The sequence below is a fragment of the Streptococcus marmotae genome, assembly GCF_001623565.1.
Classification (GTDB): domain Bacteria; phylum Bacillota; class Bacilli; order Lactobacillales; family Streptococcaceae; genus Streptococcus; species Streptococcus marmotae.
On record NZ_CP015196.1, the window covers coordinates 410765 to 428914 of the forward strand.

Annotated in this window: 17 protein-coding genes and 3 pseudogenes; 3 read left to right on the forward strand and 17 right to left on the reverse strand. The window is 41.2% G+C overall.

Annotated features, from left to right (window positions below):
- Positions 1 to 80: 80 nt before the first annotated feature.
- Complete coding sequence (locus A4H00_RS02085; protein ID WP_067086710.1) at positions 81 to 1535, reverse strand: amidase; 1455 nt, start codon at positions 1533 to 1535, stop codon at positions 81 to 83.
- Positions 1536 to 2222: 687 nt separating this feature from the next.
- On the opposite strand from A4H00_RS02085, the gene A4H00_RS02090 reads away from it, so the two are divergent.
- Together A4H00_RS02090 and A4H00_RS11375 are read left to right on the forward strand one after the other, a co-directional pair.
- Positions 2223 to 2432 (forward strand): helix-turn-helix domain-containing protein, encoded by a 210-nt coding sequence (locus A4H00_RS02090; protein WP_067086713.1) that lies wholly within the window; start codon positions 2223 to 2225, stop codon positions 2430 to 2432.
- Between the two features lie 104 nt (positions 2433 to 2536).
- A pseudogene (locus tag A4H00_RS11375) lies at positions 2537 to 2725 on the forward strand (IS30 family transposase); the annotation flags it as partial.
- 129 nt (positions 2726 to 2854) lie between these two features.
- On the opposite strand, the gene A4H00_RS02095 reads toward A4H00_RS11375, so the two are convergent.
- The 15 genes and pseudogenes from A4H00_RS02095 to A4H00_RS02170 all read right to left on the reverse strand — a co-directional run bounded on the left by A4H00_RS02095 (position 2855) and on the right by A4H00_RS02170 (position 15932).
- On the reverse strand, positions 2855 to 3115 hold the full coding sequence (locus A4H00_RS02095; RefSeq protein WP_067086715.1) for a hypothetical protein: 261 nt from the start codon (positions 3113 to 3115) through the stop codon (positions 2855 to 2857).
- A gap of 18 nt (positions 3116 to 3133) precedes the next feature.
- Entirely contained in the window at positions 3134 to 3502 is a 369-nt protein-coding gene (locus A4H00_RS02100; RefSeq protein WP_067086718.1) for a hypothetical protein, read from the reverse strand.
- 1243 nt (positions 3503 to 4745) lie between these two features.
- Positions 4746 to 5876 (reverse strand): molecular chaperone DnaJ, encoded by a 1131-nt coding sequence (gene dnaJ / locus A4H00_RS02110; RefSeq protein WP_067086723.1) that lies wholly within the window; start codon positions 5874 to 5876, stop codon positions 4746 to 4748.
- Positions 5877 to 6546: 670 nt separating this feature from the next.
- Complete coding sequence (dnaK, locus tag A4H00_RS02115; RefSeq protein WP_067086726.1) at positions 6547 to 8370, reverse strand: molecular chaperone DnaK; 1824 nt, start codon at positions 8368 to 8370, stop codon at positions 6547 to 6549.
- A gap of 361 nt (positions 8371 to 8731) precedes the next feature.
- Positions 8732 to 9116 (reverse strand): annotated as a pseudogene (gene grpE / locus A4H00_RS02120) (nucleotide exchange factor GrpE); the annotation flags it as partial.
- On the reverse strand, positions 9107 to 10090 hold the full coding sequence (hrcA, locus tag A4H00_RS02125; RefSeq protein WP_067086728.1) for a heat-inducible transcriptional repressor HrcA: 984 nt from the start codon (positions 10088 to 10090) through the stop codon (positions 9107 to 9109). The gene hrcA and the pseudogene grpE, both read right to left, overlap by 10 nt.
- Before the next feature lie 185 nt (positions 10091 to 10275).
- Positions 10276 to 10476: a hypothetical protein gene (locus A4H00_RS02130; protein WP_067086731.1), complete on the reverse strand. Its 201-nt coding sequence runs from the start codon at positions 10474 to 10476 to the stop codon at positions 10276 to 10278.
- Positions 10473 to 11006, reverse strand: coding sequence for a DUF2812 domain-containing protein (locus A4H00_RS02135; protein WP_067086734.1), 534 nt, complete (start codon positions 11004 to 11006; stop codon positions 10473 to 10475). The genes A4H00_RS02130 and A4H00_RS02135 overlap by 4 nt, the downstream gene beginning before the upstream one ends.
- A 131-nt stretch (positions 11007 to 11137) precedes the next feature.
- Positions 11138 to 11554 (reverse strand): DUF2812 domain-containing protein, encoded by a 417-nt coding sequence (locus A4H00_RS02140; protein WP_067086737.1) that lies wholly within the window; start codon positions 11552 to 11554, stop codon positions 11138 to 11140.
- Positions 11535 to 11867 carry a PadR family transcriptional regulator gene (locus A4H00_RS02145; protein WP_067086740.1) on the reverse strand — a complete coding sequence of 111 codons (333 nt, stop codon included), beginning with the start codon at positions 11865 to 11867 and terminating at the stop codon, positions 11535 to 11537. The genes A4H00_RS02140 and A4H00_RS02145 overlap by 20 nt, the downstream gene beginning before the upstream one ends.
- 168 nt (positions 11868 to 12035) lie before the next feature.
- Complete coding sequence (locus tag A4H00_RS02150) at positions 12036 to 12731, reverse strand: histidine phosphatase family protein (protein ID WP_067086742.1); 696 nt, start codon at positions 12729 to 12731, stop codon at positions 12036 to 12038.
- Between the two features lie 72 nt (positions 12732 to 12803).
- A pseudogene (locus A4H00_RS02155) lies at positions 12804 to 14140 on the reverse strand (PFL family protein).
- Between the two features lie 11 nt (positions 14141 to 14151).
- The gene (locus tag A4H00_RS02160; protein WP_067086745.1) at positions 14152 to 14418 is read right to left on the reverse strand and encodes an ACT domain-containing protein; all 267 of its coding nucleotides are present in this window, start codon (positions 14416 to 14418) and stop codon (positions 14152 to 14154) included.
- Between the two features lie 23 nt (positions 14419 to 14441).
- A complete protein-coding gene (locus A4H00_RS02165; RefSeq protein WP_067086748.1) occupies positions 14442 to 14708 on the reverse strand; it encodes a hypothetical protein in 267 nt (88 codons plus the stop codon).
- A gap of 189 nt (positions 14709 to 14897) precedes the next feature.
- A complete protein-coding gene (locus A4H00_RS02170; RefSeq protein ID WP_067086751.1) occupies positions 14898 to 15932 on the reverse strand; it encodes an NAD(P)H-dependent amine dehydrogenase family protein in 1035 nt (344 codons plus the stop codon).
- A gap of 90 nt (positions 15933 to 16022) precedes the next feature.
- On the opposite strand from A4H00_RS02170, the gene A4H00_RS02175 reads away from it, so the two are divergent.
- Positions 16023 to 16859 carry a MerR family transcriptional regulator gene (locus tag A4H00_RS02175; protein WP_067086753.1) on the forward strand — a complete coding sequence of 279 codons (837 nt, stop codon included), beginning with the start codon at positions 16023 to 16025 and terminating at the stop codon, positions 16857 to 16859.
- Between the two features lie 198 nt (positions 16860 to 17057).
- Here A4H00_RS02175 and fni read toward each other — a convergent pair whose 3' ends face one another.
- Positions 17058 to 18149, reverse strand: coding sequence for a type 2 isopentenyl-diphosphate Delta-isomerase (fni, locus tag A4H00_RS02180; protein ID WP_067086756.1), 1092 nt, complete (start codon positions 18147 to 18149; stop codon positions 17058 to 17060).
- Between the last annotated feature and the right edge of the window lies 1 nt (position 18150).

The following is an 18150-nucleotide window of genomic DNA, read 5'->3' on the forward strand; positions in this document are numbered from 1 at the left end:
ACCTCTATCTCAAGGTCAAAAAACAGACAAGAAAATGGTAACACAACAGCATATTTTTAGCAATTATTTTAACCGAAAATTTAAAGCGCTTTACCAAAGCATGTTCCCTCATTTTCAAGTTCTTCTGCTAGTGACAAAAGAATATCCTCACGCCCTTTAGTGGCTGTTAGTTGGACGCCAATAGGTAGACCTTGAGCTGTTTGATAGACCGGTAAACTGATAGAGGGTTGACCTGTCAAATTTGCCTGTGCAGTAAATGGGGTCCAAGCCAAAGCATCTTCAAACATTTGCCAAATCAATTCTTGCTGCTCCTCCATCTCATAGTCATCCATATTCCGTAGCTTTTCTTCTATGTCTTTGCCTAATGCAAATTGACCATGTTTGGGAGCAGCATTTGCTACCGTAGGAGTCAACAAGACATCATACTGTTGATGAAAAGCTGCCATTTTGGCACTGTATTGATCCCAGTCCTGTAAAATCTGACTATAACGATAGGCTGGAATCGTTAATCCACTACGATAAATCGCCCAGGTCATCAACTCCATGTCATCAATTGTCGCCTTACGCCCCAAACTACGTTCAATTTCCACAAACATCTGTGCCGTTTCAACACTATTCATCATGTAATACGAACGCATCGCTTCTATCCCATCTAGCGGATCTCTCGTCAATTCAACCACTTGATGCCCCAGTTGCTCCAAGAGGGGCAATATACTTAAAACAGCCTCCTGCGCTTCTTTTTCTACCTGTGTTCCAATGGGGGATTTGAGCGAAAAGGCAATTTTGAGCGATCTTTTTTCTGGAGCGAACAGACAATCCCAAGATAGGGTTTGCAAAGGGAAAGGTGCCTCCACTTGATAGGTCTGCAAATGATAGAGTAGTCGCTTGGTATCTCGAATTGATTTGGTCAAGGCAAAATGGACAGAAGCCCCTTGCCAACCGCGGTAAGAGGAAGGTCCAACTGGTATCCGTCCTCGACTAGTCTTTAAACCAATTAAACCATTGAAACTAGCAGGAATACGGATAGAACCACCACCATCTGAGGCACCCGCTAGAGGCACCATACCAGAAGCGACAGCAGCTGCCGAACCACCACTTGATCCACCTGCATTTCGCGTCACATCCATCGGTAAATTCACAGGCCCATGCAATTGGCTATCTGAAATGTTCTTAAAACCGAATTCTGGAGTATTAGTCCGCCCTAAGACGATAAATCCCAGCGCTTCCATCCGCTGCGTATAAAGGTCACTCTTTTGTGCCCTATAACGAGCGAACAAGCGAGAGCCAGATGTCGATAATTCCCCTGCCTGTTCTTGGCCTAAATCTTTTAACAGAATCGGAACACCTGCAAAGGGCTGACTATCTTTTTTCACATTTCTAGCTTGCTCCAACGCTCGCTCATATTGAGTGCTTACTACTGCATTCAGAACTGGGTTCAATTCCTCAATCTTATCAATACTTGCTTTAACACATTCTTCCGCTGACACCACGCCGCTTCTAATAGCCTCTGCCATAGCTGTCGCATCTTGGTACATTTCTCTTCTCCTTTTTAAACCTCATTTAGCCATTCTGTCCTTTGAATGCTAGCCTATCACGAAATAGAAAATTCAGCAAGTCCGACTTGCTGAATAAAAAAGAAATAAACTATAGTGAATCGAATAAAAATTAGGAGATCGTTATACTCTATAAAAATCAACATCTGACTAGGCAACAAAATCGTAGCTAGAACTGAAGTTCAGCAAGGTGAGTTAACGACGTCAGACTTTGATTTTTGACGAGTATAAGTCGCTTTGCTTCAATAGTCCAGTGGACTGTTGAAGGTTGGAAATAGGGATTATGGAGTAATCCTCAATTAATGCCTAGTTCTATCTGCAGCTCCTTGCCTTATCCTATTCCTTCATAAGATACAAAGGACGTCAAGAGCAAAGTATACCCATAGGGCATCCGTATCTGTAGAACGAGCAGGCTCGTAACAGCTACGGTAAGATAGGAGATTGACGATGTGTTCGATGAACACAAGGAAATCTATCCCTAAAGGGAGCCTCAACTGTAACCAGCTAAAGCTGGAACATCTGCGTCTCTTTTTTACACAGCTCTTAGTCCGTGTTCAGTTCTCAATCCACTATATGTTTAAAAACGTTTAAGTTGCATCTACAATAATTCCTACACGTTAAAATTTTGGTATAATGAAAAATATACTAAATACAGGAGAAGCCTTAATAATGAGTGATATTAAGATTGAAATCGGAAAAAGAATCCGTTCGGCACGACTAAACAAAGGTCTTACGCAAATAGATATTTGTGATGACGAATCAGAGTTAACCATACGACAATTGGCTCGGATAGAGAACGGCCAAGCAATGGTAACGTTACCTAAAATAATTTTTCTATCCTTGAATTTACAATATGAGTGCACAATAAAAAAAACATAAGATTTTCTCGTAAAATAGGCGTTTACAAGGCATGAAATCATATGTTTATAGGTGGTTCTGCCTTTTTATGTTGACTATGATTTGTCGTGGTTACACTAATGATACTCAATGAACACTCAAATGGCCTACTACGAAGACACGGACTTCCGAAGCAGACAGACTTCAATGAGATTTCCCAAGAAGTGTTATCAGCTATCGCTGATAAAAGAAACAACATTCCTCGCAAGTCATTAAACTACCAAACTCCCCTCCAAGTTTTTCTGAGTTATGTTAAAGTGTCTAACTTAATTTGACAAATAGGGGACATAAAAAGAATCGGATACTTAAATATAAAAAGCGAACAAAACTAGTTTTCTGCCCTCAGAATTCTGTCTTGTTCGTTTTTTATGGATAATTATAATTAGTATGTTGAGGTTAAATTTCTAGAAATCCAAATAAGAAGTTTTGGTTTCTACGTAACCGGTATAATCTGAATTTTTGCACCATTCAGTTACAAATTTCCATTTTCTTTGTGCTACATGAATATAAGTTGTCGTAATATAGTATGGATATGGTGATTGACTTTGTAGCCAGCTGCTATAAGCTTGAATAGCACTGAAAGAAAATCCAATAACCGCCCCCCAAGATCCACCTAAAGCAGCTCCTATACGACCAAGTATTCCTCCTATCTCCCAATTTATCATTGTATTTCTAAAGTCATCCTATAATACATTTCCTCGTACTGTTTGAACGTAATTCCAAACATTAGGGTTATAGCGAAAACCCGAACCATGTTCTAGATGAGTATATTCACTAAAAAATTCTCCATTAAGATAACTTCCATCGGGGCGTTGTTCTAATAGTTCGGCATGTCCGTCAGGATATTGAATTTCTAATATCTGATCACTAATTATGTTAAAGTTTACATTTGCCATTTGGGATTTTAAGCTAGTCAGTTCTTCTTGAGATAAAGCTATTATCTCAGAAGAATCGCCAATTTCATTTGCATAAGCTATAACAGAGGGAAGGAAACAAGTAGTTGTTATCATTGCCAAGGCTATAACTGAGTATACTTTTTTTCGATTTAACATAAGACCAACTCCTTTTTGCTTTATTCATAATTTTATTATACAATGACTAGTAAACAAAGGAAAGCGGTTATACAAAATGAAAAAAAATCTCTTTTAGTATAGTTTTTATCTTTTTAATGGTTAGTGAATCTTTGTTACTTATGACGTTTAAAAAGGGGCTGCAACAGAATGTCCTACAAATTGATGATATAAATAAAATAATCGGATTCTTTATCTTTATTAATATTATAAGTGCTACGACTTTATATACATTGTTATATAAAAATTTTAGAAAAGAGGAATAGGCTATAATCCCTTAGATGTGTCCCTTTACCAAACCACTACAAAGACTGATTTTTAGGCGTTATCATGGTATAAGAAAAACATAAAGACATGTTTCATTTGACATTTCAATAATTAAATGTCATCTGTCCTTATCCCTCCCATTATTGTTACAATTGTTACTATGATTGTGTTTCCCATTTTAACAGAATCAAATATGGACGGGTTGTATGTAACGTATTCCGTAGTCATATTGTTAACTTCTGTAGCAGTGATGTTGCTGAACATGTGTATCGGATTGCTGTCAGCTACTCAATCACAAGCCCAAATCAATGGATTACCGATCACGTTTATTGTAGCATTATTACCAATGTTTTCAGGCATAAAAGATAGCTTAAAAAAGGTTGTAGATTGCAGCTTCATGGGAGCCTACACGAACTTTTTCACCGATTCAGAATTTTCAATTAGCGATACTTCTATTAAAATCTTACTTATTTGGAATATCGGCTTAAGTCTACTTGCTTTCTTAGCAATAAAGAAAAGTAAATCTATAGAATTAAAACGAAAATATACTTTATCTAGTTTAAAGTTTTTTCTCGTAAAATAGGCGTTTACTAGGCATAAAACCATATGTTTATAGGTGGTTCTGCCTTTTTATGTTGCTTGTGATTTGTCGCAGTTGCACCAATCAATGTATTCCTTAATTTGATACTTACACCTCTCTCGCTTAATAAAATGCCCGTATTTACATTATTGTAACTAACTCCCCTCGTCCGAACAAAAAAGAGGTTGGAACAAAAGTCCCTGACCTCATTATTTTTGTAGATTTAACAGTTTAGCGCCGTAGTTGTCTGGTTTGTAAAACGTTGATAAATCAACATTCTAAAAACCTAGTCAACCTTGCGGGGGTGGAACGACAAAATCGATTTCTACGAAATCACGATTGAGTCCCACTCCCTGCATCATATCTCAAATTCGTTTTTTATAAATCATCAAAGGCGTCCTTGACCTTATCAAAAAATCCTTTTTTCTGTGGATGAACAGAGATATTTCCTGCTACCGCAAATTCTTTCAAAGCTGCTTTTTGCTTTTCATTGAGATTAGTTGGCGTGACGATATTGACAGTCACGTATTGATCACCAACAACACCTCCACGCAGACTCGGTGCCCCTTTTCCTTTTAAGCGGAATTTCTTGCCCGTTTGCGTGCCCTCAGGAATCACCAAATCGACATCTCCATGGACTGTCGGTACATGTACCGTATCCCCCAATGCAGCCTGAACAAAGTTTAGATTTAATTTATAGTGAATGGTCGTACCATCACGCTCAAACTTGTCTGAAGACTGGACTTGAATGACAACAAAGAGATCACCGTAAGGGCCTCCATTAAAGCCTGCTTCTCCTTGACCTGCAAGACGAATTTTCTGTCCTGTTTCCACGCCAGCTGGAACCTTTACAGTAACTGTATGAGCCTGCTTTTCGTGACCTGTACCGTGACACGTATGACAGGGATCTTTGATTTCTTTTCCACGACCATGACAGACATCACAGGTTACCTGGCGGCGCATCATACCAAGCGGCGTTTGGGTATCAACGTTAATAACTCCAGCACCATGACAACGACCACAAGTGACCGGACTGGTGCCTGGCTTTGCACCAGAACCTGTACAAGTTCGGCAGGTCGCCTCACGATTGTAGCTAACTTCTTTTTCTGCCCCAAAAATCGCTTCTTCAAATTTCAAATGGATCCGGTATTGAAGATCGTCTCCTTGACGCGGCGCATTTGGATTACGGCTTGCTCCACCACCTCCAAAGAAGCTAGAGAAAATATCTTCAAATCCTCCAAAACCGGCACCGTCAAAGCCACTAAAGCCTCCGCCTCCGAAACCACCTTGGGCACCAGCAGCCCCAAATTGATCATAGCTAGCACGTTTTTGGGCATCACTAAGCGTTTCATAAGCCTCTTGAATGTCCTTGTATTTTTGCTCCGCACCAGATTCTTTGTTGATATCTGGATGGTACTTCTTGGACATTTTCCGATAAGCCTTTTTGATTTCATCCTGAGACGCATCCTTTGACACCCCCAGACGATCGTAAAATTCTGTATTATTCATTTAAGATACCAAGCCCGTAAACGGCAAAGTCAAAATAGCAAATGTGACGAAGACGCTTGCGTCTAGGAAACATTTGTCTTTTTGACACAGACGTTAGGGCGGGTTCATTTCCTTTCTGTTAAGATACTAAGGGCGTTAAATGGACAAAGTCAAAATAGAAGATTTGACAACGGACCTTTACGTCCTAGGAAAATCTATACCTAAAGGTAGCCATATCTGTAAGCCAGCTATGCTGGAACAGCTATGTCTCTTTTTGGCACCGTCCGTAGCCCGTGTTCAATTCAGAACACTTGTATTCCTTTCTATTAAAAATGTAGATTGAGCAAAATGAAAATAAGAAATCGTCAGAAACTCCTGATTTGCGAGACGATTTATCTTTTTCACTAGCTTTTTAGCCTATATCAAGGCTTTAAACACAAGCACTCTTGCCATTTCCTACTAGAAAAGCAGGAGCCAAGAAATCCTCCCTAGCTCCTTGCTATGTGTATCTCGCGATACTTGTTTTCATTTGTTATACATAGACCTGCTCTTTTCAAATCACATTAGCTGAATTGAGTTCCGATTAGTTGAACTCGGACTAAAAGCTCAGGAAAAAGATAGATACTCTTAGAAGCATCGCTCCTGCGTCATATCTCCTATTTTCCTGTCGCTTTTTACACGTCCTCGTATCCTACTTTTCCGTAAACTCTCCGTCTACTACGTCATCGCCTGCTTGGCCTGGGTTGGTTGCTGCTTCTGCGCCCCCTGCTGCTTGTTGGGCAGCGGCAGCTTGTTCGTACATCTTAACAGCTAGGCCTTGGGCTTTTTCATTCAAGTTTTCCAATTTCGCCTTCATGTCGTCCAAGTTATTCGCTTCTTGAGCGGCTTTCAATTCGTCAAGAGCTGCTTGAGCCGCATCACGTTCTGCGTCAAAACCTTTGCCTTCTGTTTCTTTGATTGTTTTTTCAGTCGCAAAGATTGCCTGGTCAACTTCATTACGAAGGTCAACTTCTTCTTTACGTTTTTTATCTGCTTCTGCGTTTGCTTCTGCATCTTTCATCATGCGGTCAATTTCTTCATCTGTCAAACCTGAATTTGATTGAATAACGATGGTTTGCTCTTTTTGAGTTCCAAGGTCTTTAGCCTTAACAGATACGATACCGTTTTTGTCAATATCAAAGGTTACTTCGATTTGAGGGATACCACGAGGTGCAGCTGGAATATCTGTCAATTGGAAACGACCAAGTGTCTTGTTATCCGCTGCCATTGGACGCTCACCTTGAAGAACGTGAATATCTACCGCTGGTTGATTGTCTGCTGCCGTTGAGAAGACTTGTGATTTAGAAGTTGGAATGGTTGTGTTGCGGTCAATGAGTTTTGTAAAGACACCCCCCATTGTTTCGATACCAAGTGACAATGGTGTTACGTCAAGAAGAACAACGTCTTTGACATCACCAGAGATAACCCCACCTTGAATTGCAGCACCCATAGCGACAACTTCGTCTGGGTTTACAGATTTGTTTGGCTCTTTACCAGTTTCAGCTTTCACCGCTTCAACAACCGCTGGAATACGAGTTGAACCACCGACAAGGATAACCTCGTCAATTTCTGAAATAGAAAGTCCTGCGTCAGACAAAGCACGGCGAACTGGCTCTTTTGTGCGTTCTACAAGGTCACGTGTCAAATCATCGAATTTCGCACGAGTAAGCGTCATTTCCAAGTGTAGAGGTCCTGCTTCTCCTGCGGTGATAAATGGCAAGCTGATTTGAGTTGAAGTGACACCTGAAAGGTCTTTCTTAGCTTTTTCAGCCGCATCTTTCAAACGTTGCACAGCCATTTTATCTGCTGACAAGTCAATGCCGTTTTCTTTCTTGAACTCTGTAACCATGTGGTCGATGATTTTTTGGTCAAAGTCATCTCCACCAAGTTTGTTATCCCCAGCAGTCGCAAGAACATCAAAGACACCGTCACCTAACTCAAGGATTGAAACGTCAAATGTTCCTCCACCAAGGTCAAATACCAAGATTTTTTCTTCTTTGTCTGTCTTGTCAAGACCGTAAGCAAGAGCCGCTGCTGTTGGTTCGTTAACGATACGTTCTACTTCAAGACCTGCAATTTTACCAGCATCTTTTGTTGCTTGACGTTGTGCGTCGTTGAAGTAAGCTGGAACTGTAATAACTGCTTTGGTTACTTTTTCACCAAGGTATTCTTCTGCATAGCCTTTCAAGTATTGAAGAATCATCGCAGAGATTTCTTGTGGTGTGTATTCTTTGCCGTTTGCAGCAACTTTTTCAGTAGTTCCCATTTTTGATTTGATAGAGATAATCGTATCTGGATTTGTTACAGCTTGGCGTTTTGCTGCATCACCAACGATGATTTCACCATTTTTGAATGATACAACAGATGGCGTTGTACGATTTCCTTCTGGGTTTGCAATGATTTTACTTTCTGTTCCTTCAAGAACAGCGACTGCAGAGTTTGTAGTTCCTAAGTCAATACCAATAATTTTAGACATAATATAAGATACCAAGAACGCCGAGAATGCGACAAGAATTTTAGGAAATCAACGATGTGTGCTGGCACACGAGGCGATTTATCTAAATTCCGAGCTTTCCGTTCGGGTTCCATTCCTTTCCTAATGTTTATTTTTTCTAATTTACTTTAGTTATCAATTTACAAATAGTTTACGGACATCTCGGTCCAGAATAACTCTATTTTTTACCCAGCCATAACTAGCCTGTCATTTGTTTTAGACCTAGGCAATGCGGTATACACCAACTAGGCTAGATAGTTTTCTTTTAATCTAGGCAAGGCGCTGACGGCTATACTGAGGTATGCCGATGCGACTTAACGACGAGTAAAAGGAAAATAGCAGACTAGTTGTACACGACCACCATAGCAGGGCGAAGCACCCTTTCATGCAGTTTATAGCCTTTTTGGAAGACTTGTGCAATCGTATCAGCTGGATGTTCGTCATCTGCTGGCATGGTTTGGATAGCCATGTGGAAGTTAGGGTCAAATGCCCCGTCCACTGCTACTTCTTCAATCCCTTCATCCTTTAGCGCTTGAATTAGGCTTTCTTGAACCATTTCAAGACCTTTTTTTACATCATCTGTTAGTCCTTCTACGGCTAACGCACGTTCGAGGTTATCAAGCGACGGCAAAATTGCCTTAGCCAAATCCTGACTGCGATAGCGTTGCAAGGTTTGACGTTCTTCGCTGCTACGGCGTTGAATATTTTTGCATTTCAGCTACGGCACGAGAACTCGGTTCACGAGATTGATAAGGCTCATCATGCGGTTGTAATCCACATTGATTGGACCGATGACGGCTAAGATCCCAAAGCCACGATAAGGGATGAGAAACTTAGTTGTCACTACGGTCAGATGAGCAAGCGATGGTTCTCGACTGTCTGCCACCTTGACACTCTGCATTTCATCTTCAGCTAGATTGCTTCGCATTTCAAGAGCTACTTGTTGCGGAAATTCAAAGAACTGGTAAGCCCCAATATCCGCAAAATCAAGCAAGCGAATCTTTCCAGCCGTCACCACATTCTCGGTAAAAAGATCCGAGAAAATGTGTTCAAATAGATGCAAGACATTATCTGTCGTGACAAAATGCCGTTGGATAATCTGCGGAATTTCGGTCCTGAGTTTGTAATGAATATCTAGTACCGTTTTCCCCAGCAATCGTTCTAAGACCAGATTCCTGACTTCCCTTAAATCTTCACGGAGAAAATTCTTAGGAATGGCAAATTGTCTGGTCAGCGTTTTTGACTCATCTAAGGTCATCACAGCCAAAGCTGCATGCTGACTGAGAATGACGATGTCAAACGCTGTGAGTTTCTGCTGACTAGGCTCAACATCAAGCACCGCCACCGTACAGGACGTTAAATCCGACAAGATGGTCGCTGCTGTCTGCAAAATATCATCCAGTCGGAAAAATTCTTGATCGAAACTCCTGACAACCTGATACATATCTTCTTCAGCTAGACTATCAAACGTTAGGGAATGCTCCACAAAGTATTTGAAACCTTCTACACTAGGCATCCGACCGCTCGAGGTATGAGCTTTTTCAAGCAAGCCTTTTTTCTCCAACGCCGCCATATCATTTCGAATGGTCGCACTACTTGAGGCAATACTGTCTTGGAGAGCTTTCGATCCGACTGGCTCGTGCGTTTTCGTAAAGATTTCAACGATCAAATTTAGAATTTCATGTTGGCGTTCTGTTACCAAAACCTCACCTCCATTCGGAATTCCAGCATTAGCACTCTATCCTTTCGAGTGCTAACTCATGATTCTATTATACACCGATTATTCTTAAAGTCAAGGTAGAAAACCAAAAAATTAGCACTCTTTTTGTAAGAGTGCTAAAAATCAGTCTGAAGACCTAGACGCGCCATAGTTAACCAATTACCTGTCTAGTCCTGTTCTGTGTTCTTCCATTTCCAGAAGCGATACAGGATAATCCCTATCAAAACAGGGTGAATCAGGACAATCGTATCCGTCACGATTTTAGAAACAGTCAACTGCTCAAACTGTAAACGAGGCAGATTGAGGAAAAAATTAATACATAAAATAGGTATGGCTGCAATTGCCACTTTCGGACACTGTTTTTTCATTTTAATCCCCTTTCAGCGTAACGTTTTCTCAATTTGTAAAAACCAATCCCGCAATAGAAAAAGACAAAAAGGTAGGCAAGAGACAAAACTCTCCACATCCACAAGGACCAAGCATCCACATCTCGCGGATAAAATGCCTGCCCAAAGACAGCTAGTCCGATTAGAACGAGAGCCAAAAATCGCCACTTGAAGATTTGTCCAATCATGTCAAGTTTGCTTTGACGGTCGCTATAAATAGTTACTTCTTCACCTACTGTCACAGGTTTGCGAAAATAGACAAAATTATTACAAGTTCCGAGATTCTCCCAGCCATAGTCCTCATACATTTGGTAATAGACTTCCTGATCCTCTCCCAATCTCGGCTTGAAATCAAGACGATAGACCACTTCTTCCGGTTGGCATTTCTCAAAAATGAATAGACAGAAGAAGCGTACTTCTTTTAACTTCCAACCCTTACGGTGCATGTCGGTTAAGTACTCTTCTTCCTTTTCAAAATCTGTAATGAAGAACAACTTCCATTCTTTTTTCATCTTACAGCTCCTTTTTCAAGCGATGCAATGTCCACAGTTGATAGGCTACTAAACTGAGCCAGATAAGCAACATCATGCAATTCCAGGCAAACTGCTGCCATTTCCACTCCGCAATGCGCCAAATCGAGCTATTAGCTAGCGCAATCCAAGGCAAAATTGCAGTGGATAAAATCCGATTCGTCACAATTTTCTTTTGATAAATATATGCTACTACGATCATTGTAGAGGAGCGCTTCATCTGGAGTGCCTACCGCAGCTACAGGCTTGCACCAGATAACATAGGGTGACACACCACAGACCATTTCCCAGCCTGCATCTTGAAAGAAACTCAGATAATGGGTATCGTATTCTGGAAAAAAACCAGTTTCTTTCTTACTAGGCTGATACACATCAATCTGATAGTGCATTTCTTCAGAAGGGCAGGCTACAAATTCCATCTTCCCACTCCAAGACGATACCTGCTGTAAAGCCTGACCTGCTAGGTGCATCTGACCTAAATACTCTTCCATTTGATTCAGCTGAAAAGCCTTAAATCTCTGCTGTTTCATATCTCACACCTCGGCTATTTCGATAAAGGCGCTCAATCCTAGCTAATTCAATGCCCAAAACCTCTCGTCCTAACTTCGTTATCAGATAGATCTTACGCTTTTCTTCCTCGCGGACAAAGGCAATCAGACCGTCTTTTTCCATCTTAGAAAGAGTACCATACATAGTTCCTGGGCTAATCACAACTTGTCCACTCGTTAATTCCTTGGTCTTTTGGGTGATCTCATAACCATGCCGCTCTTCCTGTAAGGCAAATAAAATATAAAATGCTGTTTCCGTCATTGGAAGATAGACCCGTCTGATTTTTTCTTCCATTTTATTACCCCTTGTAGTTCGATATATCGTACTTCGATACACGAAGTATATCGCATCTCGATGTAATTGTCAAGGAAAAATAAAAAAGTGGGACTCAATCGTGATTTCTTAGAAACCGAGCTCCCCACTCTCATATTCTGAACTAACGTGCCAATCTACTCTTTTTCTTTACATATGTCGTTTGAGCAACTCAGCGCCAGTCTGGCGATACGACATATCTCCTACTGCTTCTATGCTAAATTGTCCATTTTCGTATCTCAAAACAGTTATCGAACCATTATCTAGTGCTAGATTGGTTGGACGTTCTGGTTCTAGTAGATTCACCAAGGTTGCAATCGTCATACCGTGACTAACAACCAAGGCATTTCCCCCACCTTGTTTTTCAAGGTCTTTAGCAATACGTTCAAAGCCATTAAAAATGCGCTCTTTTAACACTTCCCAAGGTTCAGACCAATTGGCCGAGTCAGCTTCATGTACCCCATTGGCAATTTCTTCGAAAGTCATCGTATTGGCATCGACAACTCCGCTAATGCGTGGCAATACACCACTAAACAATTCTGCATCATACATCCCTTCAAAGCTCCCAAAACACCATTCACGAATACGTTTATCTTGATAGTAAGGAATCTTACCAAGAATGCCCAATTCTCTTTGAGCAATGGTAATCGTCTGAACTGTCCGACCTAAATCACTGGATACGGCAACCTTAAATTCCAAACCAGCTTCCTTCAAACCAAGACCTAATTCGCGAATACCCGTTTCGCCTATTGTCGTCAAGGGAGTATCACACCAGCCTTGCACCCGACCAATAGTATTAAACATGGTCTTACCATGGCGCGCAATATATAATCTAGTTTCTGCCATTGTTGTTCCTCCTTGTCTTCCTCATCCTATTATATCAAAAAACGACTGTCTAAGACAATCGTTTCCTATTCTCTAATTTTTAAAGCTATGGATTGGTGCTGGAATTTGTCCACCACGCGCAATAAAATCAGCAGATGAAGCTTGATTGACTTTCATAACAGGAGCCGTTCCTAATAGGCCACCAAATTCAATCAGGTCCCCTTCTTTGCCTTTTGGAATAATCCGTACAGCAGTTGTTTTCTGATTGATTACTCCAATTGCTGCTTCATCCGCAATCATGGCAGCAATGGTCTCTGCAGGTGTTTCTTCTGGAATGGCAATCATATCTAATCCAACTGAACAAATGGCTGTCATCGCTTCTAATTTTTCCAAATTCAGCGAACCAGATTGAACAGCTGCAATCATCCCCTCATCTTCAGAAACAGGAATAAAGGCACCAGACAGGCCACCAACTTGATTACAGGCCATCACACCGCCCTTTTTCACTTGGTCATTGAGGAGAGCAAGCGCTGCTGTCGTCCCATGCGTTCCAACCGTTTCAAGACCCATTTCTTCTAAAACACGGGCTACCGAATCACCAACAGCAGGGGTTGGAGCAAGACTTAAATCCACAATCCCAAACTTCACACCCAGACGTTCACTCGCCATTTGACCGACCAACTGACCAATACGGGTAATCTTAAAGGCTGTCTTTTTAACTGTCTCAGCCACAACATCAAAGCTCTCTCCACGAACTTTTTCTAAAGCACGCTTAACTACCCAGGACCTGATACGCCAACATTGATGACCACATCAGCTTCGCCAACTCCATGAAAGGCTCCAGCCATGAAGGGATTATCTTCTACTGCATTCGCAAAAACAACTAATTTTGCAGCTCCCATTTCAGACAAAGTCGCTGTTTCCTTGATAATCCGTCCCATATCACGGACAGCTGTCATATTGATTCCTGTCTTGGTTGAACCGATATTGACAGACGAGCAGACCTTGTCTGTTTCAGCTAAAGCACGAGGAATGGAGTTGATTAAGATTTCATCCCCTTTTTGATAACCTTTTTGCACTAAGGCAGAAAATCCACCAATAAAATCAACCCCGATTTCCTTGGCTGCTCGGTCTAGCGCTTTGGCTAGGGGAAGATAATCCGTCGCATCTGTCGCTGCTCCAACCAGAGCAATGGGTGTCACACTCACCCGTTTATTGACAATAGGAATCCCTAATTCCGCTGCAATCTCATCACCGACCGCGACCAAATCACGTGCCTTGGTCGTAATTTTTTCGTAAATCTTCTCAGCTGCACGGTCGATGTCCGTATCAATACAATCCAGAAGCGAAATTCCCATCGTGATGGTCCGAATATCGAAATTCTGCTCCTCAATCATAGCAATGGTTTCAGTTACTTGTCTAATATCCATTCCGCTACCTCTTAGATGTTATACATGGCTTCAAAAATGGCGGCGCTTTGAATGTTAATTTTAACATTCAAGCTCTCACCAAAGGCGTCAAATTCCTGACGTAAGACCGCAAAATCTTTTTTATCATCGCTTGAAACAACTGCCATCATCGTGAAAAATTCATCTAAAACGGTTTGTGAAATATCATCAATATTCAATCCTAATTCCGCAATCTTAGCAGAAACTCCCGCTACAATACCGGTTCTATCTTTCCCAACAACTGTAATAATCGCTTTCATCTTAGCCCTCTTTCCTTTTTATCTCATGATGAATGACCCAAAAAGTCTTTGACCTCAGAAAGATCTAAAAAGACCTCTTCTCCAATTTGCAACGCTGGCATTCCCACATAACCATTTTCTTTTGCTTGCTGAAAAGCTGGATGCTGATCTCGCAAACGGATAAAACGCTTAAAATTAGCCAAATTAGCCGTAATCTCAACAGCTTCATAGTCGAAGGACAATTCTTTTAAACCAGCCACAAACGGAGCTGTATCTGGACATTCTGTCACAAAAAATAGGGTTGCAGTCATCTTCTACCTCGCTTCTTCTACTTTCTGATTTCCATTGTACCACAAAAGCAAACCAAGCCCTAAGCGTCATCTATATTTTTTAAAAAATATTCGGAAAAAATGAAAGAAGACCTGCCTCCCGTATATACAGGAAACAAGCCCTCCACAATTCTCTTTTGCCACTAGATACGACAGATACAGTTTACTACCTTATTTCCCTACATAGGTGTGCATTGGATACGTCAAATACTCTACATCACGTGCTTTTTCACATGTCACAAATCCAGCTGGTGCATCCATAACAGTTGGGATACGGTTTACGACAGTTGCACAAGTATGCGCTACTGTATCTGGTTTTTTGACAGAGAATATCAAATCAGGTTCGCCAAAGATTTCCCAATCGCACATATCTCCGTCATCTTCACGGTAAACTTTTCCGATACATTCTACTTCTAATTCAATACCTTGGTTCGTATGAATAGTTGTAACGGCTGACATTCCTGTTACCTCTCCTGCTGGAATAGTCCGGCCAAGTGTTTCAGAATAAATGTCTTCATCAAGAATGTATGGTACACTCTTTTGGGAAATATCTTTGATGGTCAAGTTCATTTTCGCACAGATACCTTCTGCAGAATTCCACATGTAAGAAGGGAAGCTTTCAGCAGAAGCAATTTCTTTTTCAAATCGTTCTACATCGTAGCCAGCACCATGTGCTTCAGCAAGTGCTAGACCGTAATCTTCTACGTTATAGCTGACAGCACCTTTAATCTTAGTGATTTTATTCATCCCTGCCATCATAAGACATGGCATATTAATCCAGTAAATATCCTGCATACCAGATCCCATAATAGTCACACCATGTTCTTTCGCCAATTTATCGAGACGATTTGTTTCTGATGGAGAAGTTGTCCAAGGATAAATTGCTTCCTCACAGGTTGAAATCACATTCACCCCATGTTTAATCGCTGTTTCATAGAAATTGTACATTTCAGGCATGTAAGAGAAAATGGTGACAATGGCAATATCTGCATCGCAGCTTGAAAATACTGCATCTGCATCATTTGAGATAATAACCCCTGTCTTATATCCGAGCTCTGCAAAATCACCAACATCTTGACCAACAACTGCTGGATTATTATCAATCGCCCCAACAATTTCTACCCCATGCTCTACCAAATAGCGGAACAATACCTTAGACATCTTGCCGCAGCCGTATTGGACTGCACGTACTTTTGAAGTTCTCATTATGAACTCCTCCTTTTTATTGTTATTTCTTTCACAATTATAGTATAATGTCTCCAGTAACTAGAGAGTCAATAGAGAGTTTTAAAAAATATGAAAAATATTTTACGAATCGGTGAATTTTCCAGAATAAACAGTATTTCTATCCGCACCCTGCGCTTTTATGACCAAATTGGTCTCCTCCACCCCTATCATATTGATTCAGAAACCAATTACCGCTACTACCATATTAAGCAATCTTCCATTGTCGACTCGATTCAATACCTACGGCAGCTTGATTTTTCACTGGAAGACATCAAAGCAATTCTGTCAGACAAGAGCAATCCTCACCTTCATCAGCTCATCGAAGATCGCTATCAAGGTTTGATTCGAGAAAAGGAGGCTTTGGAACACCGGATTGCAGAAATTGATGCCTTTCGCTCAGGCGCACTACTCTATACTGAACGAAAAACCAGCAAGGAACTTGAGATAGAAACCTTGCCTGAACGAACAATTTGGACCTTCGAACTTCCTAAAAACATCTACCAGATGAATCAGGAAGAGTACGAATTGCATCTGCGTTATCTAAAGCAAGAAATCTTCATGCAAAATCCTTTTTACGAACACTTCGGCAAGGTCGGCTCACTCATGCAAGTGGAAGATTTTAAGAAACAGCAATGGATTTCTACCCAATTTGCCCTCCTTCACAACCCCTATCTTCAATCTCCTCTGGTCAAGGAAGTCACACTAGCTGCTGGATTATATGCCGTTAGCTATTGTTCCTCCTTTGAGGAAGAAATTGACCGCCTCCCTCTCTTTTTCAAATCACTAGTAGCAGAGCAGTTAACCCCCGTTGGGCCGTATATCTGCGAAGTCATTCACGAACAACCAAACTTATTAGAACAAGAACGCGATATGTTCATCAAAATGCAGGTTGCAGTTCAAAAATAGCAAGAAACAAGGGCTCGTTGACATGGTTGTCCAACATTCACAAATCACTCTGTCGTGTCCTTCTCCTCATATTTCAAAAAATCAACAAAAAAACAAGAGATTGACATCTGTTAGACTCCCTAGCCGTTCCGTGAAACAACACATTCACGGCGATTACTAGAGAGACTAACTGATAGCCCAATCTCTTTTCTTTATTTTTTACAGATATTTCATAGAGCGGTTGGCATACTGTTTCCAGTCAATTTCTCTAGCAGTACACCAAGCCTGTACATCCGGTCCTAAGATGAGGTCTTTCTGACGCAACTCTGCTATATTCTTCGCACCAACTAGTACCATCATCTCTGCAACCCGTTCCTCTAGGCGTCTCACCTCATAGATAGCACGGTCGATATTTTGGTTATTTTGAACCAATTGCAGGATTCGATTTGAAATTCCTACAAGCTCTGCTCCAAGCGCCAAGGATTTAATAATATCTAGTTCGTTTTTGATACCGCCAGAAGCGATTATTTCTGGACGTCCTTCTGCTGGCAAGCTCATTGCTTCCACAAGAGAGATGACGGTCGATTGCCCCCAACCATTTAACAACGGATAGCCATCTCCGCCGCGACGGATATTTTCAATCAAGACGAAATCCGTTCCACCTGTACCTGAGATGTCCACGGTCTTCACACCTACGGAAGCTAAGCGTGCAACCGTCTCACGACTCATCCCAAAACCAACTTCTTTCACAATAACAGGAACTTCAATCCCACGAACGATAGCTTCAATATTTTTCAACCACATTGAAAAATCACGATCACCTTCTCGCATCACCAGTTCTTGCGGTGCATTGAGGTGAAGTTGCAAACCATCTGCCTCCAGCAAATCAACTGCTCGCTTGGCATTCTCAAGATCATGGTGCGCACCGAGGTTCGCAAAAATAATACCATGTGGATTTTCCCCACGTAAGATACGGAAACTATCTGCCACACTTGGATCTTTTAAGGCCGCACTCACAGACCCTGAAGCTATCGGAACCTTTGTTAAATGCCCAATAATCCCAAGCAATTGGTTGATTAACTTCGTGCGTTCACTACCACCTGTCATGGCGTTAATAAAGAAAGGCATTTCCATTGTCAAACCAGCTACTGAGGTCTGTAAACAAACATCTCCTACCTGTAACTCAGGTAAGGATTGGTGTACAAAACGTGTTTGTACAAAATCTTTTGCCGACTCCATACTAAATTGCTGATTGGCTAATGCCACGTGTTGGTCTTTTCGATTTAGACTTACAACTTCTTTTTCAAACATG